Annotated in this window: 24 protein-coding genes, 1 pseudogene and 1 other annotated feature; of the genes and pseudogenes, 22 read left to right on the top strand and 3 right to left on the bottom strand. The window is 48.5% G+C overall.

Going from position 1 to position 19725, the window contains the following annotated elements; all coding sequences use genetic code 11:
• Positions 1–6 precede the first annotated feature (6 nt).
• The 6 genes from minC (at position 7) to FO446_RS09645 (ending at position 4970) form a co-directional block, all read left to right on the top strand.
• Positions 7–684, top strand: a complete 678-nt coding sequence (gene minC, locus FO446_RS09620) for a septum site-determining protein MinC (RefSeq protein WP_026042972.1) — start codon at positions 7–9, stop codon at positions 682–684.
• Between the two features lie 20 nt (positions 685–704).
• Positions 705–1499, top strand: a complete 795-nt coding sequence (gene minD / locus FO446_RS09625) for a septum site-determining protein MinD (RefSeq protein ID WP_048032107.1) — start codon at positions 705–707, stop codon at positions 1497–1499.
• A 57-nt stretch (positions 1500–1556) separates the two neighbouring features.
• On the top strand, positions 1557–2687 hold the full coding sequence (gene rodA / locus FO446_RS09630; protein WP_173608476.1) for a rod shape-determining protein RodA: 1131 nt from the start codon (positions 1557–1559) through the stop codon (positions 2685–2687).
• Positions 2688–2995: 308 nt separating this feature from the next.
• Positions 2996–3196 (top strand): cold-shock protein, encoded by a 201-nt coding sequence (locus FO446_RS09635; protein WP_005832370.1) that lies wholly within the window; start codon positions 2996–2998, stop codon positions 3194–3196.
• A 159-nt stretch (positions 3197–3355) separates the two neighbouring features.
• Positions 3356–4141, top strand: a complete 786-nt coding sequence (locus FO446_RS09640) for a M23 family metallopeptidase (protein WP_232774113.1) — start codon at positions 3356–3358, stop codon at positions 4139–4141.
• Positions 4134–4970, top strand: coding sequence for a M50 family metallopeptidase (locus tag FO446_RS09645; RefSeq protein ID WP_232774112.1), 837 nt, complete (start codon positions 4134–4136; stop codon positions 4968–4970). The genes FO446_RS09640 and FO446_RS09645 overlap by 8 nt, the downstream gene beginning before the upstream one ends.
• 10 nt (positions 4971–4980) lie before the next feature.
• Here the strand turns inward: FO446_RS09645 and aac(6')-35 are convergent, their stop codons facing one another.
• Positions 4981–5520: an aminoglycoside 6'-N-acetyltransferase AAC(6')-35 gene (gene aac(6')-35 / locus FO446_RS09650; RefSeq protein WP_232774111.1), complete on the bottom strand. Its 540-nt coding sequence runs from the start codon at positions 5518–5520 to the stop codon at positions 4981–4983.
• A 107-nt stretch (positions 5521–5627) separates the two neighbouring features.
• On the opposite strand from aac(6')-35, the gene FO446_RS09655 reads away from it, so the two are divergent.
• The 9 genes from FO446_RS09655 to FO446_RS09695 all read left to right on the top strand — a co-directional run bounded on the left by FO446_RS09655 (position 5628) and on the right by FO446_RS09695 (position 12943).
• Entirely contained in the window at positions 5628–7103 is a 1476-nt protein-coding gene (locus FO446_RS09655) for an Rne/Rng family ribonuclease (protein WP_173608472.1), read from the top strand.
• A 57-nt stretch (positions 7104–7160) separates the two neighbouring features.
• Positions 7161–7239, top strand: a sequence feature (ribosomal protein L21 leader region).
• A gap of 10 nt (positions 7240–7249) precedes the next feature.
• Positions 7250–7561 carry a 50S ribosomal protein L21 gene (gene rplU / locus FO446_RS09660; protein WP_047072807.1) on the top strand — a complete coding sequence of 104 codons (312 nt, stop codon included), beginning with the start codon at positions 7250–7252 and terminating at the stop codon, positions 7559–7561.
• 13 nt (positions 7562–7574) lie between these two features.
• Positions 7575–7925 (top strand): ribosomal-processing cysteine protease Prp, encoded by a 351-nt coding sequence (locus tag FO446_RS09665; RefSeq protein WP_173608471.1) that lies wholly within the window; start codon positions 7575–7577, stop codon positions 7923–7925.
• Positions 7926–7932: 7 nt separating this feature from the next.
• Entirely contained in the window at positions 7933–8226 is a 294-nt protein-coding gene (gene rpmA, locus FO446_RS09670; protein WP_005832382.1) for a 50S ribosomal protein L27, read from the top strand.
• 201 nt (positions 8227–8427) lie between these two features.
• The gene (locus FO446_RS09675) at positions 8428–9012 is read left to right on the top strand and encodes a Spo0B C-terminal domain-containing protein (protein ID WP_237900514.1); all 585 of its coding nucleotides are present in this window, start codon (positions 8428–8430) and stop codon (positions 9010–9012) included.
• A 13-nt stretch (positions 9013–9025) separates the two neighbouring features.
• A complete protein-coding gene (gene obgE / locus FO446_RS09680) occupies positions 9026–10303 on the top strand; it encodes a GTPase ObgE (protein WP_173608469.1) in 1278 nt (425 codons plus the stop codon).
• A gap of 8 nt (positions 10304–10311) precedes the next feature.
• Positions 10312–10977, top strand: a complete 666-nt coding sequence (locus tag FO446_RS09685) for a PilZ domain-containing protein (RefSeq protein ID WP_173608468.1) — start codon at positions 10312–10314, stop codon at positions 10975–10977.
• 289 nt (positions 10978–11266) lie between these two features.
• Complete coding sequence (locus FO446_RS09690) at positions 11267–11722, top strand: helical membrane plugin domain-containing protein (protein WP_047072800.1); 456 nt, start codon at positions 11267–11269, stop codon at positions 11720–11722.
• Between the two features lie 42 nt (positions 11723–11764).
• On the top strand, positions 11765–12943 hold the full coding sequence (locus FO446_RS09695) for an NAD(P)/FAD-dependent oxidoreductase (protein ID WP_237900516.1): 1179 nt from the start codon (positions 11765–11767) through the stop codon (positions 12941–12943).
• Positions 12944–12993: 50 nt separating this feature from the next.
• Here the strand turns inward: FO446_RS09695 and FO446_RS09700 are convergent, their stop codons facing one another.
• Positions 12994–13146, bottom strand: a complete 153-nt coding sequence (locus tag FO446_RS09700) for a hypothetical protein (protein WP_164724500.1) — start codon at positions 13144–13146, stop codon at positions 12994–12996.
• 185 nt (positions 13147–13331) lie between these two features.
• Here FO446_RS09700 and FO446_RS09705 point away from each other — a divergent pair, with 185 nt between their 5' ends.
• The 6 genes and pseudogenes from FO446_RS09705 to FO446_RS09730 all read left to right on the top strand — a co-directional run.
• Entirely contained in the window at positions 13332–13775 is a 444-nt protein-coding gene (locus FO446_RS09705; RefSeq protein ID WP_106656758.1) for an ACT domain-containing protein, read from the top strand.
• Positions 13776–13812: 37 nt separating this feature from the next.
• Entirely contained in the window at positions 13813–15114 is a 1302-nt protein-coding gene (locus FO446_RS09710; protein ID WP_173608466.1) for a homoserine dehydrogenase, read from the top strand.
• Positions 15114–16196: a threonine synthase gene (gene thrC / locus FO446_RS09715; protein WP_237900518.1), complete on the top strand. Its 1083-nt coding sequence runs from the start codon at positions 15114–15116 to the stop codon at positions 16194–16196. Before FO446_RS09710 ends, thrC begins: the two co-directional genes overlap by 1 nt.
• On the top strand, positions 16193–17122 hold the full coding sequence (gene thrB / locus FO446_RS09720) for a homoserine kinase (RefSeq protein ID WP_173608464.1): 930 nt from the start codon (positions 16193–16195) through the stop codon (positions 17120–17122). The genes thrC and thrB overlap by 4 nt, the downstream gene beginning before the upstream one ends.
• A 22-nt stretch (positions 17123–17144) precedes the next feature.
• Positions 17145–18008: a prephenate dehydratase gene (gene pheA, locus FO446_RS09725; protein WP_088906742.1), complete on the top strand. Its 864-nt coding sequence runs from the start codon at positions 17145–17147 to the stop codon at positions 18006–18008.
• Between the two features lie 148 nt (positions 18009–18156).
• Positions 18157–18210: pseudogene (locus tag FO446_RS09730) on the top strand (LysM peptidoglycan-binding domain-containing protein); the annotation flags it as partial.
• A gap of 125 nt (positions 18211–18335) precedes the next feature.
• Here FO446_RS09730 and FO446_RS28920 read toward each other — a convergent pair.
• The gene (locus FO446_RS28920; protein WP_269137333.1) at positions 18336–18710 is read right to left on the bottom strand and encodes a hypothetical protein; all 375 of its coding nucleotides are present in this window, start codon (positions 18708–18710) and stop codon (positions 18336–18338) included.
• A 204-nt stretch (positions 18711–18914) separates the two neighbouring features.
• On the opposite strand from FO446_RS28920, the gene FO446_RS09740 reads away from it, so the two are divergent.
• Positions 18915–19439, top strand: a complete 525-nt coding sequence (locus FO446_RS09740) for a hypothetical protein (RefSeq protein ID WP_237901101.1) — start codon at positions 18915–18917, stop codon at positions 19437–19439.
• The last annotated feature ends 286 nt before the right edge of the window (positions 19440–19725 follow it).

The raw sequence follows: 19725 nt of genomic DNA on the forward strand, positions 1-19725 counted from the left end.
AAACCGGTGACGACTGTGAAAAGCAAGGTCACGATCAAAGGGACTAAAGAGGGTCTCGTCTTCTTTATGGATGATACCTGTTCCTTCGACGAACTGCTGGCCGATATGCGTGAAAAAATAGAGCATAGCCACCAACAGATTTTGTCGGGGCCACTCATTCGGGTATCTATAAAATTGGGAAAACGATACTGCTCACCCGAGCAACAAGAGCAGTTGACTCAAATTATTCGGACAAAGGGCAACCTGGTGATCCATACAATCGAATCCGATTTGATCACGCGGGAAGAAGCTATGGCTGAACGCCTAAAAACCCATTTTTCCATACAGGTAAATACGGTACGCTCTGGGCAAGTTCTGGAGTTTGACGGTGATTTGCTCTTATTGGGAGATGTCAATCCCGGTGGGACGGTTCGCAGTACAGGAAGCATCTACGTGCTGGGACATCTCAGAGGGTACGCACACGCAGGTATTTCCGGTGACTCACAGGTAATTATTGCGGCTGCAGTCATGAGTCCTACTCAATTGCGGATTGCAGATGTGATTAGCAAGCCGGGTGAGGAATGGACGAATAATTCCGGAGGCACAGAATTTGCCTATCTGGAAAATGAGATCATGCTGGTAGCGAAAATGAACTACTTGTCGCGAATTCGCCCTGATTTGGGTGAGAAAAAGCGTGAGGGTTGAGGGAAAGAGGAGGAACGGACGTGGGGATAGGAATTGTCGTAACTTCCGGTAAAGGCGGCGTGGGTAAGACGACCACTTCCGCCAATTTAGGAACGGCGCTCGCATTGTTGGGACAAAAAGTTTGCATGGTAGATACCGATATTGGCTTGCGCAATCTGGATGTAGTCATGGGACTTGAGAACCGAATTATTTATGATCTGGTAGATGTTGCAGAAGGCGCATGCCGATTGCCGCAAGCTCTGATCAAAGACAAGCGGTTTGACAATCTGGCATTGCTCCCGGCTGCTCAGACCAAGGACAAATCAGCAGTAACTCCTGAGCAGATGGAGGAAATCATTACGCAACTGAAGCGGGAATATGATTATGTCATCATCGATTGCCCTGCGGGTATTGAGCAAGGCTTCCGCAATGCGGTGGCAGGGGCTGATCAAGCAATCGTCGTGACTACACCTGAAAAAGCGGCCGTGCGCGATGCGGATAGGATTATTGGCCTGTTAGAGCGAGAAAAAATCGGAATGCCTAAGCTGGTGATCAACCGCGTTCGCTCCCATATGGTGAAAAATGGCGACATGCTGGATGTAGAAGACATTTTGGATTTGTTAGCCATTGACTTAATTGGTGTAGTGCCGGATGATGATCATATCATTAAATCCGCGAACCAAGGTGAGCCGGCTGTAATGAATCATGAATCACGTGCTTCTATCGCGTATCGGAACGTCGCTCGTCGACTTTTGGGTGAAGCTGTTCCATTGCAACCATTGGAAGAAAAAGCGGGCGTGTTCCACAAAATGCGTAAATTCTTTGGACTAAAATAGGTAATACATGGCTCCCTTCTTTTATAGAGGGGAGTCACGTTTTCTAGGAGGAAACGGATGGACCTGGAAAAACGTCATTTAAAAACCATTGACTGGACCATCATTTTGATTATGGCAGGTCTGGGTGTCTTCAGCTATTTGGGGATTTCCGGTTCTGCGGCAGGTGTAGATAAGGCGCATCAGCAGGTCATTTGGTATGTGATCGGCTTTATTGTGTTAGGTGTGACATTGCTATTTGACTATCGTCTATTCCACAACACGGCCTATGTCTTATATGCACTCGGTCTGATTCTGTTGATCGGGGTATTTCAAACAAAGCCCATTAACAATACGACGAGCTGGTATGACCTTGGCCCTGTGTTGTTTCAGCCTTCTGAACCAATGAAGCTGTTCACGATCATAACGGTTGCCCGCTTCTTGTCCAAGAGGGCAAACGATCAGGATCGGTTTTACTATTTTTATAAGCTGATTCCGGTAATGGCTTTGGTTGGTGTACCACTGCTTTTAATTTTAATTCAGCCCGATTTGGGTACAGCGATGGTTTATACGGGTATGCTTGCCACTATGCTAATCGTTGGTGGTATACGGATGAAGCATGTATTGTATATGGGCGGGCTGGTCGGCAGTTTTTTTGCCGCTATGACACTGTTGTATCAATACAAGCAGGATATCTTTTTCAAGATTATCAAGCCGTATCAGTGGGATCGGATCGTCTTTTGGATGAACCCGGATCTTGAACCGATGGGACGAGGGTTCCAGCTCAAGCAAGCCTTGATTGCTATCGGCTCAGGGCAACTGTTCGGAAAAGGGATTGATACGCCCACACAAGCGAGCTTTGGATGGGTGCCGGTAGGAGAAAGTGATTTTATCTTTACCGTCATTGCAGAAAAGCTGGGCTTTGTCGGAGCGGGCTTGCTGATGATTTTGTTTTTCGTATTGATTTACCGAATGATCCGTATCGCGATGGAGGCAAAAGATCCGTTCGGCTCCTACGTTGTCGCGGGTGTCGTAGGGATGCTTACCTTCCAGATCTTTGAGAATATCGGGATGACAATTCAGTTGATGCCGATTACGGGTATTCCGCTACCGTTCATTAGCTACGGAGGGAGCTCGCTTGTAACCAACTTCCTGATCATTGGTGTGGTCCTCAACATTGGGATGCGTAAGGACAAGTTGCGTTTTGATTAAATAGTTGTTCAAAAAGTCTTCGGTTCTCGCCACTTTCTCGGTGTTGAATAGAAGACTTTTTGAACACTCATGAAATGCGTGACAAATGCAAATACTTATGCTAAAATCATCCTAAGTTAACCATTTTTACAAGTTATAGTGTTTGATTGATTGGTATGGAGTCGTACGTATTGTGAGTGACGTCACCAATTGTCAATCGCAATTCGTATGACTTTTTTTCCTTGACGCAAAAGGCTTATCTGTAAAAAAGAGGTTAACGCTACACTCTTTCGCCTCGTGGGGCGTAATGTTCAGGGAGGTTTTGTTTCATGCAACAAGGTATCGTAAAATGGTTTAACGCAGAAAAAGGATACGGCTTCATCCAAGTTGAGGGTGGCGACGACGTATTCGTACACTACAGCGCAATCCAGTCAGAAGGTTTCAAATCTCTTGACGAAGGTCAAAAGGTTGAGTTCGAAATCGTTCAAGGTAGCCGTGGACCACAAGCTGCTAGCGTAACTAAACTGTAAAAATTGACAGATTCAAAGGCAGTCTCTCATTGGGGAGACTGTCTTTTTTGCGTATTTCCAGCCGATACGCTGGGGCGTTGGAGAAGGACAACGCTCGTCATAAAGCAGATAGACAAGTCATAGGATGATACTAAAGGCTTGGCCTGCGGAGGGATGGACATGTTTGAAAGAGCAGATCGTGTAAAAGAACGACGGAGGGAGCGTTTGGAGCGAATCCGAACACAGTCGCGAGACAGCTATACTCCGTACGTCGATGATTGGAAAGATCCAATCGAAGAAACGCCAAACCCATTCAATGATTCGCCGCGCGAGAACGATCTGATGGACCAACCACCGTCCCATGAAAAGTGGGGCGTGCAAATTTTAGCATCTGTCTTATTGATTGGTGCTGCTTATGTATTGTTTCAAACAACGTTGATTCCTGCCTCATGGAAAAGCTCCGCGAAGGAAGTCATGACACGGGACTTTAATTTTTCAGGCGTAGCGGACTGGTATGAAGCGAGATTTGGACCGATTCCGACGATGCTTCCTTCGATACCTACCAATCCCCCTGCCGTGCCAGCCACGAGCACGACGAAGGATGCAAGTGCGGTATGGAAGTTCCCGAATAGCTGGAAAGTCGTAAAATCCTATGATCCAGAGAGTGCGAATGTGATCCTGCATACGGGTATGAACGATCAAATCACGATCGGAGAAGCTGGTTGGGTTGCTTTTGTCGGTGAAAAGCCTGATTATGGGACGACAGTGATTGTTCGTCTAACCAAAGGGCGGGAGATATGGCTGGGCAATCTCGATAGTATAGGGGTGACGAAGGACGAGGTCCTTGCACCTGGTAAAGTCATCGGAACCGCTCGGGTAATGGATCAGACATCACGTCATCTGTATGTAGGGGCCAAAGTGAATGAGCAATTTGTAAACCCCCTGGAAGTGATTCCGTTTGAATAGGGGAGGCTGGCTCGACATTCGGTTTCGCATTCACCTGCTATTTTGGGCGGTGATTGGCTTGTCCGTGGTGACAGGCCATTTTTTGGAGGTCATTACCTTGTTTGTCATCGTGCTGATCCATGAATTGGGGCATGTAGCGATGGCGCGTGAGCTCGGATGGACCGTAAAAGAAGTGCAGCTTCTGCCTTTTGGTGGAGTAGCGACGATGGAAGACTCGTATGCTACGGACCCAATGGATGAGATTGTCGTGGCGCTCGCAGGGCCCTTCTTAAATATGGTGATGATGGCTGCCTCGTACTTGTTTTGGTTTATGGGGATTTGGACGGAAGAGTGGGCCCGCTTTTTCTTGGTAAGCAATTTGACGATTGCGATGTTTAACCTGTTGCCAATCTGGCCATTGGATGGCGGGAGAATCTTGTTGGCCGTTCTATGCTGGTTTATGTCGTATAGGCAGGCGACGATGATATCGATGTCCGGAAGTACGCTGTTTGCGGGGATCATGGTGGGGATGTCCAGCCTGGAGTTGAAGTACAACTTAGCAGTAATCGGGATTTATTTATTGACGTTGAACATTCAGGCGTTTTTGCGGTTTCCTTATCAATTTTTTCGCTTCCTGGTGGAAAAATACGACCGGCAGCAAAAAGAAGCTGCTGTTCAAGCGATACGCGTGCATCCCGAGGAAACGGTACTGGCTGTCTCGCACAAGCTTCGGCGAGGATGCTCCCATCTTTTCTACGTACAAGGGGCGGGTCTCTTGGCAGAGGAACAGCTCTTGTATGCCCTTTTGTTTGAGCAAAAGCACGACGCTGCAGTGGGCAAGCTCCTTTAGACATTAGTCCTTAATCAGCAGGAGCGATCCATTCCATCAGCCAGCAATCACGCATGCTTCCTTCGTGCCATTCGTGCCGAGGAAGCTCTTTTACTTTTCGAAAGCCACATTTTTCGTAGCAACGGAGGGCTCGTTCATTCCATGCTTGCGGGTCAATGGCTACTTTTTGAACTCGTTTTTCCGTGTGGAGATAGTGGAGGATAGCTTTAACGAGCTGAGTGCCAATACCGCGATTCCAGTAAATAGGCTCTCCGATGAACTGGTCCATACCGTAGACAACGTCGTCTTTTGCATACCCATACTGTTGTTTTGCCGGGGCATCGAGCGGATAAAATTGCACATAGCCAATTGGTTTATCCGCGTATATGATCAGGCAGCGGGTTTCACCGTCGTCTTCTGAAAAAAAGCTTTGCAGTACGAGGGACTCGTCATGTGGCCGATCGCGACCTTCATAATAGGCCAAAACGCGCTCGTCAGAAAGCCATTTGACTAAATGAACGGAATCGTTAGGGGATAATGTTCTTATTTTAAGATCACCAGTATGAATCATGGTTTATCTCCTTTACCTTGACTTGGTAGCTATGTTAGATTACTTCCTATGAGCCCGGTTATCCTTCTTTTGGGCAACGTTTGTACGGGGAATAAGGAGTGAAAGCAGTGAAGCAAGTAGCAATCAGTGCACAAGGTGGCAGCATCCGCATCGCATTTATGGAAAACGGGAAATTACAGGAATGGCGTACACAGGATGTGGGGACACACGCAAGCGTTGGTGACATTTATCAAGGACGGATCGCAGATGTGAAGCCTGGTATCCAATCTGCTTTTGTTGATATTGGTACAGGTCAAAATGCTTATTTGTACGTAGATGACACGGTCGGTGTGGAGCCGGGTGGAACAGCGAAACCAAGTATTGCGGAACGTGTTCACGTAGGGCAAAAGGTATTGGTTCAAGTGAGTAAAGAGGCGATGGAAATGAAGGCGCCAAAAATCACGATGCGGATCAGCTTGCAGGGGCGTTACCTGGTGTACCTTCCGACTGAAGAAAGCATTTCACTTTCGCGTAAAATATCCGATGATACCAAACGAAAACGACTGCAACAGGTTATCTCTTCGACAGTAGAGCAAGGGGAAGGCTGCATTCTGCGCACGGAAGCAGCGGAAGCAGAAGAGCAGACACTCATTAGTGAATTGACTTATTTGCGCAAACGCTGGCAGGATATGCTGCGAACAGCGGAGGGACTGCGCTCGACCGGGCGGATTTTTCAGGATGCCGAGTTGATTGAGGTAGCGCTCCGAGATGGCTTGGCGAACGGAATGGATGAGGTGTTGGTAGAAGGTGCGGCGACTCATCAGGAGGTAAAAGCGGCGTTGGCAGCTCTTGCTCCGGAAGTACAAGAGAAGCTTCGCTGGTATCAGGGCAAACAGCCGCTCTTTGACTTCTTGGGAGTCGAGGCAGAGTTGATTCGTGCTCGTGATCGACAAGTCCCGCTTAAGAGTGGAGGGTCCTTGGTCATTGATAGGACAGAAGCGATGACGGTCATCGATGTAAACACCGGTTCATTCACTGGTGGGGGAGGGCAACAGCGGGAGCAGGCAGTGACGGCGACCAATCTGGAGGCGGTAGCTGAAATTGCCCGGCAGCTGCGGCTGCGAGACATCGGTGGCATCGTGATCATTGATTTCATTGACATGAAAGAGCAGGGCAATAAGGAACGAGTGATCGCGCGATTGAAACAAGAGCTGGCGAAGGACCCTGTGCCTTCGACTGTTCTCGGGATGACGTCGCTCGGATTAGTCGAGATGACGCGAAAAAGAGTTCGTGCGAGCCTGATGGAGCGGTTGACGGAGCCATGTGAGGCATGCAAGGGTCGAGGGAGAGTTTGGCGAGTAGACGAGCTGTTCCGGCGCTTGTACGCGGAAGTCACCGCTTTGGCAAAGAGCCAAGATGCAGAGGCTGTTCTCGTGGACATGCCACCAAGAGTGTTGGATATGATAGACGAGTGGGAAAAAGCAGAAGGAATTACATGGCCTGTCCAGATCTATAAGCGGCTGGTCCCTTCTATGAGTCCAGACAATTTTCAAATTGGATACGTCGGAAATCGGGCAGAGGCACAGCGATTACAATCGAAATAACTTGACTGGGCTATTGTAGCTATGATAACCTAATGGTTGTCATGCAGATATGCCTCGTGCATACTGTAACCGCACGAATCAGGTACATAAGCCGTCGCTTGTCGACGCACCTGTAAAGGCGAGTCTGAGTATAGGAGGTGCACACAGTGTACGCAATTATCGAAACCGGTGGAAAGCAATACAAAGTTGAAGAGGGAGCAGTTCTCTTCATCGAGAAATTGGCTGGCAACGAAGGAGACGTTGTTACTTTTGACAAAGTTCTCTTCGTAAGCAAAGACGGCAAAGTTACTGCAGGAGCTCCTACAGTAGCTGGTGCAACGGTAACTGGTAAAGTAGAAAAACACGGTAAAGCTGCAAAAATTATCGTGTACAAATACAAAGCCAAGAAAAACTACCGTCGCAAGCAAGGTCACCGTCAACCATTCACCAAAGTTGTGATCGAGAAGATCAACGCTTAATTGGTGACTTGTTATGATTGAAGTGATCGTGAGCCGTGCGCAGCACGGTATCCATGAAATTAGTATTTCCGGACATGCCAATGCGGGTGCCTATGGGGCAGACATCGTTTGTTCTGCTGTATCAGGCATCAGCTTTGGTATATTAAACGCCATCCAACCTTTGACCGGCATCACTCCTGATGTCGCTGTCGCACAAGAAGGCGGTGGGTTCTTGAAGTGGAGTCTTTCTTCTTCAGAGGATGAGACTGCACGCGAGAAACAACAGCTTTTGGCAGAGAGCATGGTAATTGCTCTTTTGTCAGTTGAGGCGAATTACGGTAAATACGTAAAAGTAAATGATCGTAAATGGCAGGGAGGTGTCTGATATGAACATGCTGTTTAACTTGGACCTTCAGTTTTTCGCATCGAAAAAAGGGGTAGGTTCCACAAAGAACGGTCGCGATTCCATTTCCAAACGTCTGGGCGTGAAACGTGGCGACGGGCAATTCGTTACTGCTGGTAACATTCTCGTTCGTCAACGCGGAACTAAGATTTACCCAGGTGCGAACGTAATGAAAGGCGGAGACGACACTCTGTTTGCAACTGCAGATGGTGTTGTTCGTTTCAAGCGTCTGGGCCGTGATCGCAAACAAGTTGTGATCGAGCCGGTTGCTTCCGAAGCGTAAATATTTGTTAAGAAAAACCCAGCGATATAGCTGGGTTTTCTTTTTGTCCGGCTCTTTTTTAACGAGCAGGAATTTAAAAATTCCGGAGCGCATAAAAACTTCCAGTAAAACGCGGTCGCTCTTCTATGATTTTGCCTCGAAAGAGGTTTTTTTATGGTACAATAGATGGGAAAGATATTCTTATCGACTTGGGTGAATGTGATGAGGGACGAGCGGAGGCTGTTTACGCATCAGACAGACCAACTGCTGACCGTTCTGAACAGGCAGCGGCATGACTGGTTGAACCATGTTCAGGTTCTGCTCGGCTATTTGCATTTGAACCGTACTGAACAAGGAGAGGCCCATTTGAAGCGCATCGCACAGATGGCGATGCAGGAATCGATGGTGGCCCGATTGAATAGCTCCTTGTTGTCCGTCTTCTTCTTGACATTTAACGCACTGAACAATGAATTGCTTTTAGAAGTAGACGTGTGCAATCATGTGGATCTCACGCGAGTAGTTTTGAACGAGCAAGACTTGTTTCAGTTGGTGTCAGAGATATTATGCACAGTGAACGATCATGTAGACCAGAGTGGATACGAAGCAGCCAGCATGCAAGTGAGCTTGCAGATGGATGAGCGTGGCGTTCATTTTCGTTTTGACCTGGCCGGTGTACTTCGTGCATCGGGAATGGAAGAATTGGAAAAGCTGATACGTAAAAGCGAACAGAGTACGGTGGAGGTCACCGAGTGGATACATACGGAAGAAGAATGGGTCCTGAAATTGGTGGTTCCATTCGCGGAATGAAAGAGGTGACACCATGTTTGTCGATCAGGTAAAAGTATATGTAAAAGGCGGGGACGGTGGTAATGGAGCCGTCTCCTTTCGCCGGGAGAAGTACGTACCGCTGGGTGGTCCAGCGGGTGGAGATGGTGGTCAAGGTGGAGATGTCGTATTTGTCGTGGATGAAGGTCTGCGTACACTGGTAGATTTCCGCTATCAACGACATTTCAAAGCACCTCGCGGAGAGCATGGCCGCAACAAATCTCAGCACGGAGCAGGCGCGGAAGATATGGTCGTGCGCGTGCCACCGGGAACAACTGTCATTGATGATGATACCAAAGAAGTAATTGCCGATCTCGTGGAGCAAGGACAACGTGCTGTGATCGCAAAAGGCGGACGTGGTGGACGAGGCAATATTCGTTTTGCCAACTCTTCGAATCCAGCTCCACACATCTCGGAGAACGGTGAGCCAGGTCAAGAGCGTTACATTGTCATGGAGCTCAAACTGATTGCAGATGTGGGCTTGGTTGGTTATCCGAGTGTAGGAAAGTCCACGCTGCTGTCCAGTGTAACAGCTGCGAAGCCAAAAATTGCGGCGTACCACTTTACGACGCTGACACCGAACCTGGGTGTTGTGGATTTGGGGGAGCAGAGCTTCGTCATGGCTGACTTGCCAGGATTGATTGAAGGCGCGCATGAAGGTGTAGGCCTTGGTCATCAATTCCTGCGTCACGTAGAGCGTACACGCTTGATCGTCCACGTGATTGACATGGCAGCGGTTGATGGACGCGATCCATACGAGGATTATTTGCAGATCAACCGAGAGCTGACGATGTATAACCTCAAGCTCGAAGATCGTCCGCAAATTGTAGTCGCGAACAAAATGGAATTGCCAGAAGCAGAGGAAAACCTGCGTATTTTCAAGGAAAAAGCTCCAGATGTGAAGGTGTACGAAATCTCTGCTGCAACCCGTCAAGGCGTACAAGAACTGATGTATGCGATCGGGGATACCTTGGCGACGATTCCGGACAAGCCTGCTGTAGAGGAAGTTGCGGAAGTGGAAGAGCGCGTGGTCTTCCGAGCAGAAAAAGAACCAGAGGCATTCGAGATTACGCGTGATAATGATGTGTTTGTCGTCAGCGGTGAAAAGATCGAGAAACTCGTACGCATGACGAATCTGAACAGCTATGATGCAGCCCAGCGTTTTGCAAGACAAATGCGCAGTATGGGTGTAGATGATGCTCTGCGCAAGCTAGGAGCAAAAGACGGGGATACCGTTCGGATCGGCAAATTAGAGTTTGACTTTGTGGAGTGACAAAAACCATGATTGATATCCCATCACTGAACCCATTTTTGGGGGATAAACGACTCCAACGCGGTGCGACGCTACCGCTAATCATCTCCAAGCAGGTGAAGACACCTGTCCAAGTTTTGGTTGAACATGCAAAGGGCAGTTATCTCGTCGTTTCGTATGAGATGAAGCCTGAAACAAAAGCAGAGCTTCTCGGATCAACTGTGCGCATTCGTTGGGAGACGGATGCGGCAGTGAACACTATTGATTTGGAAGTAGTTTCGGAGCAAACGCTTTGGCCGATCAAGCTTTTAGGGATGATTCCGATTAGTGTAGGGGTAGAAATTACACAAAAGCGCAAGCAGGATCCCATCTCCCCAGATCTCGGTATTTCTGTCCCTTACAAGGTGATGGGAGCTAGACCGATCGAAGAAAAAGGCGAGGCAGTGTTGCTGAAATTCTCTCCAACCCGTCTTGTTTTGGGAACGGACGGTTATGTGTCAAAGGGCGATTTTCTCCATTTGTCTTTCAAGATACCGAAGCAAGCGCAGGAGATCGTCATGATGGCGAAAATCGTGGAAAAAACGTTCCAGGACAAGCAATCAATCATTGAATTAATCTTTACGGATATTAATGAGAAGCACCATGAAATCATCAAAGATTACTATAAAAGGCTCTCAACTACCGCTTCTTCCTAAGGAAGCGGTTTTTTTCCTTTGATGTTCCTGTGAAGAAGGTATATAGTAGTGTACATAGAGTTCTAAATCGAGCCTGTTCACTTTATGATTTGTTGTGTACGCTTTCCTGAATAAATACTTGTGAAATCATTCACTTTTGATTATTCGAATCCGTTGTTTGCTTTACTTTGTGAAAAATGTTACAAATAATTTTTTACCGGATTTTCAGGGAGAATAGCGGCCGTTACTCGTTTGAACAGGCATCGAGAATGAAAGGCCTCTATTCCAAAGCAAAGGAGGACGTTTTTTTATGTCTCAAACAACTACGCAACAAGCTCAAGCTGCTGCAGAAGTAGCAAGCACTGCTACTCTGGCACCAGCGCAGCAACAAGATGTACTGGATCAGCTGATGAAACCAGAAATCCAAGAGTCACTGAACGTATTGGTGGCGAATCTGCCTAAATTGGCGGAACTGACAACTCTTTTGACCAAAACGTATGATTTGGTACAAACGGTTGCAAATGATCATGTATTGATCGACGACATCAAAGGTGGAATGGAAGAGTTCGTAAAACCGATCTCTGATAAAGCAAAGGGTATTGCCCAAGCAGCCATTGAAGCCAATGACCGTGTTCACGTAGAAGAGTCTACGATCGGTTTGTTCGGTATTCTCAAAATGCTCAAAGATCCGCAAGTACAAAAAACATTGCGTTTCGCACAAGCATTCTTGGAAGTAACAGCAGAACGTCAACAACAAAAACGCTAGTTTTTTTATTATGGAATGGAAGACAAGGACGGAGGATTGGGCATGGCGAAGCATATTCTGATTCTAGGCGGCGGTTATGGCGGTTTGCTCAGCGCATTGACTGCACGTAAATACATGACGGCTGAAGAAGCGTCGATCACGGTGGTAAACCGTTTTCCTACTCACCAAATCATTACGGAACTGCACCGCTTGGCAGTAGGAAACCTGTCTGAACAAAACGTAGCGCTCCCTCTGGAAAGATTGCTGCGTGGCAAAGAGATTAACCTCGTAGTAGACACGGTAGAAAATATTGGTCTCGATTCCCAACGCGTAACACTGGCGAGCGGCGAGTCCATCAAATACGATGCTTTAGTTATTGCGCTGGGTAGTGAAACCGCATTCTTCGGAATCCCGGGCCTGCAAGAGTACAGCTTTACACTGAAGTCGGTAGAAGAAGCAAATCGTCTGCGCGCACACCTCGAAGAGCGCGTGATTGAATACAAGACAAGCAAAAATAAAGCAGATGTTACCTTCGTTGTAGGCGGTGGCGGTCTGACAGGTATCGAGCTTGTTGGGGAATTCGCTGATATGTTGCCAAATTTGTGCCACAAACATGGCGTAGACTTTGCAGACGTATCCATCTATTGCGTAGAGGCAGGTCCATCCATTTTGGCTGGTTTTGCTCCTGACCTGGTTGAGCGTGCGAAAACGAGCCTGGAAAAACGTGGCGTTCAATTCCTGACAGGCGTACCTGTAACGGAAATGAAAGAAATCACAGTTTGCCTGAAAGATGGCGGTACCATTGAAACCAAAACAATGGTATGGACTGGTGGCGTACAAGGCAATCGCGTAGTAGCTGAGTGCGGCGTGGAAGTAAACCGCGGGCGTGCAACTGTTACAGAATTCCTGCAATCCACTTCTCACCCTGATGTATTCCTTGCAGGTGACAGTGCGGTTGTAATGGGGCCAGAAGGTCGTCCATTCCCTCCGACTGCCCAACTGGCATGGCAAATGGGCGAAGTAGTAGGTCACAATCTCTTCGCGCACTTCAACGGCACCAAAATGGATACCTTCAAACCGGTATTCTCCGGTACACTGGGTAGCCTGGGCCGTAAAGACGCAATCGGAACAATCGGTGCAAGCCAACTGAAGCTCAAAGGCTTGCCAGCAACCTTGATGAAAGAAGCGAGTAACGTTCGTTACTTGACTCATATCAACGGTCTGTCCTCTTTGGCATACTAATCGAATCAGGAAAACCCGGGATGAAAATGTCCCGGGTTTTTTGTGTTTGTTTATCCGTTTCCGCTGGGATCTTCAATCACGTTTGGGGATTGGGCCATCTTTTTGCCCCGCATGTCATTGCCAAACTGATCGAGACTGCTTGGCTTACCTGCTGGGTGATTGTTACGACGCTCCGATTTATCTGACTTTCCACGTCCGGCCATTTGCCTTTCACCTCCTCCATACGATACGCATTATTGTGCGCGAAGAAGCCTCCTCTCATGTAATTAAAGTAAACCAAATATGATCCGATGAAAAAAAGTGACGGATAAGGATTGTCACATGAGATGCTTTCCGTTATAATGTCCTCTATGAAGAAACAACTGTTTTTCTCAGGAGGACACAACGCATGAAAAAGGAAGAAAAATTCTACTTGATTCGATCTGACATCCTGCCAGAATCGATTGCCAAAACGATTGAAGCCAAGAAGATGCTGGAATCCGGCGAAGTGGATACCGTGAATGAAGCGGTTGAACGGGTAGGATTGAGCCGCAGTGCTTTTTATAAGTACAAAGATGGCATTTTTCCGTTCAATGCGATGATGAGCGAAAAAATTATGACGTTTACTTTCTCTTTGGATCACATGTCAGGTTACTTGTCCAAAGTGCTCACATATGTAGCAGATCAAGGTGGAAACGTTTTGACCATCAATCAGACGATTCCACTTCAAGGGATTGCTACCATATCCATGTCAGTCGATATGGCTAATCTTCGCGTATCTAGCACGGAGTTTTTGGATAGCTTGCAGCTGATCCCGGGCGTTCGCAAAGCGATGATCGTCGGTAGAGGCTAAGTAAAAAACAATCAAAGAAAAGGCAGGGGAGAGAGACATGGAGAAGCAGAGCATTAAATTGGGGTTAATGGGTTTTGGAACAGTCGGGACTGGTGTCGTGCGCATTATCCAAGCCCATCAGGAGGATTTACAAAAGCAAACAGGCCTCAGTATTGAGGTTTCCCGTATTCTAGTTCAGGATGCGGAAAAATCTCGTAATATTCCATCCATGGAGAGCGCGCTGACCACTGACCCTGCTAGCCTTTTGGATGATCCAGAAATTGAAGTCATCGTAGAAGTGATTGGCGGCATTCACCCTGCAAAGGAATACATTTTGGGCGCACTCGAACGAGGCAAGCACGTAGTAACAGCCAACAAAGATCTGATGGCGTTGCACGGAGCCGAAATTTTAGAGAAAGCGCAAGAAAAGGGCTGTGACGTTTTCTACGAGGCGAGTGTAGCAGGTGGAATACCGATCTTGCGTGCGTTAGTAGAAGGGTTCTCCTCAGACCGTATCGAGAAAATGATGGGGATTGTCAACGGAACAACCAATTACATCATGACCAAAATGAGCAAAGAGGGCGCAGAATACAGCGAGGTTTTGAAAGAAGCGCAAGCACTGGGCTATGCGGAGCAGGACCCAACCTCCGACGTGGAAGGCTTTGATGCCGCCCGCAAAATGGCGATTCTGGCAACGCTGGGCTTCCGTGTACCGATGAAGCTCGAAGATGTAGACGTAAAAGGGATCAGTTCCGTGAGCAAGGAAGATATCGCCTATGGCAAGCAACTAGGTTATGAAATCAAACTGCTCGGACTGGCTCGTCGTGACGAAGAGGCGATTGAGGTAAGTGTGCAGCCGACTCTGGTTCCGAAATCTCATCCACTCGCTTCCGTAAATGGTGTCTTTAATGCCGTGTACGTACATGGGGAAGCGGTAGGAGAAACCATGTTTTACGGGCCAGGCGCAGGTGAATTACCGACTGCTACCGCCGTTGTGTCTGACCTGGTCACTGTCGTCAAAAACAGAAAGCTAGGAGTGAATGGACGCGGAATGGTTGCTCCATACAAAGAAAAAGTGCTGAAAGAAGACAGCGAAAAATTCTCTAAATACTTCCTGCGCATCGTAGTTGCAGATAAACGCGGTGTTCTTGCTCAAATTACGCAGCTGTTGGCTGACAAAAATATTTCCCTCGAGCAGGTCATTCAGCAACCGTTCAACAACGGTCGTGAAGCGGAGATTATCATGATTACACACCTGTCCTCAAAAAGTGACATGGATGCGGTACTGGCTTACATGGAACAGATGGATATCGTATCAACTGTGCAGAGCTGCTACCGTGTAGAAGGGGGAGACAAATAATGGTTTCTAATCGACAGTCTGGCATTCTGGCACGTTACCGGGAATTTCTCCCGATCACGGAAAAAACTCCGCTGGTCAGCTTGCATGAAGGAAATACACCCCTCATCCATGCTCCAAACCTTTCCAAACAATTGGGGGTAGAGCTGTACGTCAAGTACGAGGGGCTCAATCCGACCGGCTCTTTCAAAGATAGAGGCATGGTCATGGCTGTAGCCAAAGCGGTAGAAGAGGGAAGCAACACAATCATGTGTGCTTCGACGGGGAATACATCAGCAGCAGCTGCGGCGTATGCGGCACGCTCAGGTTTGCGTTGTATCGTCCTGATCCCGAACGGCAATATCGCACTGGGCAAGCTGGCACAGGCCATCGCTTATGGTGCAGAAGTCATCGCGATTGACGGTAATTTTGATGAAGCGCTCGATATCGTTCGCGAAATTACAGCGAAAGAGCCGATTACACTCGTGAATTCCGTGAACCCTTACCGGATCGAAGGACAAAAGACTGCGGCATTTGAAGTATGCGATGCGCTGACGGACGCACCTGACATTTTGGCTATTCCGGTTGGTAACGCAGGTAACATTACAGCCTACTGGAAGGGCTTCGAGGAATATTTCGCAGCCAAAAAATCGAGTCGCTTACCGAAGATGTACGGATTCCAGGCAGCAGGGGCAGCGCCGCTGGTTCATGGCGAACCCGTAGCCAACCCGGAAACGATTGCGACAGCGATTCGCATTGGCAACCCGGCGAGCAAGGATGGCGCTTTGAATGCCATTTCGAAATCAAGTGGTCTTGTCGATAGTGTAACGGACGAAGAGATTTTGCATGCCTATCATTTGCTGGCGAAGAGTGAAGGCGTGTTTTGTGAGCCTGCCTCGGCAGCATCGCTGGCTGGTATTATCAAACTGCATGAGGCTGGAAGGCTTCAACCTGGCAGCCAGATCGTGTGCGTGTTGACTGGAAACGGACTAAAAGATCCAAATATTGCTTTGAAGCTGGTAGGTGAAGAGCCGCGTTCAGTTCCGGCGACACATGAAGCTGTGATGGAGCTGGTTCGTCAAAGCGGGAGAGAATTTGTATCATGAATGGACGGCGTGTAAAAGTAACCATACCGGCATCGACAGCGAATCTGGGACCGGGATTCGATGCGCTGGGAATGGCCTTCCAGTTGTATTCTGTTGTAGAAATGGAAATCAGTGATCATACGACAGTAGAGATGATGGGCAAGGAGCTGCAAGGAACACCGACGGACAAAAACAATCTTCTGTACAAAGTTGCGGCGGGATTGTTTCAAGAAGCAGGTCTCGCCATTCCTGAGCTCGCGATCCGTGCTTCCAGTGATGCCCCCCTGACAAGAGGATTGGGGAGCAGTGCGGCTGCGATTGTAGGTGCACTCGTAGCGGCCAACCATCTCGCTGGCGAACCGTTTACGCGTGAGCAATTGTTTGAAAAGGCAACCCGCCTGGAAGGGCATCCGGATAATGCCGGAGCGTCGATGTTTGGTGGTATTATTGTTGCAACAATGCCGGAAGTACCAGGAGACCCCGTTCCTTATGTGCGATTTTCTGCCCCGGCGGGATTGCAAACTCTCGTCGTGATCCCAGAATTCATGCTCTCGACAGAAAAAGCGCGGAACGTCTTGCCACAGGTGTACAGCAAAGAGGATGTTGTATATAATGTGGGTCATAGTAGTTTGCTAGTTGCTGCACTGGCACAAGGCAGACTCGACCTGATGGGACGGGCAATGTCGGATCGGCTGCATCAGCCGTATCGAGCAAAGCTTGTACCTGGCTTGAACGAAATCCTGGACAAAGCGACTGAACACGGGGCACTCGGGGCTGCTTTGAGCGGCGCTGGACCGACGATCCTCTGTTTCTTCTCTTCAGATGAAGAATTAGAGAAGCTACGTGCATTTGTGGACAGAGTGATGAAAGGGCACGACATCTCGTACCGCGTGATGATCTTGCAACCGGACGAAAATGGCGTACAGGTAGAAATCCATCAGAGATAGACCATAGTGGATAGGAGTAGCCATGGAGAAGAAACTTGCTTTTCTAGGACCGCGTGGAACGTTTACCGAAGAAGCAGCGCGTATCTTGTCGCTCGGACAAAAGCTATCTTTCGTTCCGTACCCAAGTATTATTGAAGTACTAGACGCTGTTTCCAAAAAGGAAGTGGCATACGGTGTCGTACCGATGGAAAACTCCATTGAAGGAACGGTCAATTCTACACTGGATTGGCTCATTCACGAAGTAGATTTGCCTATTTTGGCGGAGCTTGCACTGCCCATTACGCAAAACTTGCTGGTGGCAAAACGAGAGCATCCATTGCCATTGTCCGCGATTACGAGAGTGCTGTCACATCCTCAAGCGATTGCGCAAAGTCACAACTTTTTGCGTGAGAATTTGCCAGAAGCAGCGATCGAAACGGTAAACAGTACGGCATTGGCTGCAAAAATGGTGAGTGAGCATCCAGAAGAGCCGTGGGCTGCTGTAGGTACTCGATTAAATGTAGAGATCTATCCATTGGAGTTTGCGCGTGAACAAATTCAAGATTATTCGAATAACTACACGCGATTTGTTCTCGTCGGTCTGGAAAGTCTTGATCTGCCGGTTTCCCGCAAGGAAAAGACGACGATACTGGTCACGCTGCCAGAAGATTTCCCGGGAGCATTGTATCAAGTGCTTGCTGCTTTTGCGTGGAGAAAGGTCAACTTGTCTCGCATCGAATCACGTCCGACGAAGAAAGCACTCGGAAGCTATTATTTTGTCATCGACATTGAGCAGAAGATGGACGACGTCTTGTTGCCAGGGGCGTTTGCGGAGATTGAAGCCATTGGCTGTCAAGTTCGTCAGCTCGGGACATATCCATTTTATATGCATCAGACCAATTCCTAGAGGGATTGGTTTTTTCTTTTTCTGCTCTCTCCCAACAAAGGAATGGCGTCAAGGAGCAAAACGCCCATGACTGCATACGATGTTAGGGAGTTTGGTGCAAGGGAGGAGAAAAACATTGAGAATACACATCGTCCAAAAAGGCGATACGATGTGGAAGATCGCCAAAAGATATGGCGTCGATTACAAAGAACTGTTACGCCTTAATAGTCAATTAAAAACTCCCGATACAATTTATCCTGGAGCGAGAATCAAGATTCCGGCGAAACAAGTTCCTGTCCGACCATCGCAAAGAACGACACCCCCGCATCCAATGAGTGAGGCGGCCCCTTATGTGAAAGAAAGACCGATTACGGAAGAGGAAGAGATGGAGGTACCGCAAGAAATTGAAAGGCGGCCAATTGAGCCGGAAGAATCAGGAGAAGTGGAAATCGAATCCAGGGAGGAGACCAGACCTACTCTACCGCCGGCTCCCATTCCTACGAGACCTCCCAAAGAAATGCCAAGACCACCAGTTCCTTCTGTGTCCCCAGAGGTAGTCAGGCCAACGGTACCACCAACATTACCACCAACATTACCACCTCCACCACCAACACAGCCGATTCCAAAACCAACGGAGCCGATCGAAAAACCAATCGAGAAGCCAAGTGAAAAACCGATTGAGAAACCGATTGAGAAACCAACACCGTATAAACCACCGAACATTTCAGGGAATCCAGATGTGCAGCCTCCGGTTCCGCCTGTGCCTATACGCCCACTTATACCGACTCCACCTCCAACCAGAGTGAGCCCGTATATTTATCCACCGGCGATTCCACCGAATCAAAATGTGCCCTACATTCCATATAGACCACCGACCCAGGTCTTGCCCTTACAGCCTACACGACCGCCAGCAAATATATGCCCACCTTGCCCACAGCCGAATTATCCGCAACCACGGGTAAGTCCATTGCAACCGATGCAGCCAAACTACCCACCGCCACGGGTAAGTCCATTGCAACCGATGCAGCCAAACTACCCACCGCCACGGGTAAGTCCATTGCAACCGATGCAGCCAAACTACCCACCGCCACGGGTAAGTCCGTTGCAACCAATGCAACCAAACTATCCACCACGCGTAAGTCCATTGCAACCAATGCAACCAAACTATCCACCACGGGTAAGTCCGTTGCAACCAATGCAGCCAAACTATCCACCCCCAAGGGTGAGTCCGTTACGGCCGCAGAAGCCGTCTTCAAAGGTGAGCCCACAACAGCAGCACAAGCCACCTTCAAAAGTAAGCCCGCAACAGAAGCTGAAGCCATCGACGAGGGTAAGTCCGGAGCAAGAGCGCAGGCCAATGCCACAGGTGCGCCCATTCCCGCCATTCCCACCGTCGTTCATGCCACCATTCCCACCATTCCCACCATTTCCGCCTTGCCCACCGTGGATTAGCCCGTTTGTACCAAATCGACCGATTGTAAGTCCAGAACAAATTCGACCAATCAATCCATTTCCAATCTTCCCACCACACATCAGACCGATGCCGTTTCCTTATCCATGCCCACCACCATTTCCACCCATGCCATTAAAGCGGCCACGAGCGAAGAAGCCTGTGTGCCCGGAACCAGTTGAGTCATCATCATGTGAGTGTTCTTCTGAAGTCCGGGAGTACAGAGGCCGAAAAGGCAAGTACAATCGTTCTCCACAGGGGATTCACAATAACATGATGTTCCCGCCT

It is taken from the genome of Brevibacillus brevis, assembly GCF_022026395.1.
Taxonomy (GTDB): domain Bacteria; phylum Bacillota; class Bacilli; order Brevibacillales; family Brevibacillaceae; genus Brevibacillus.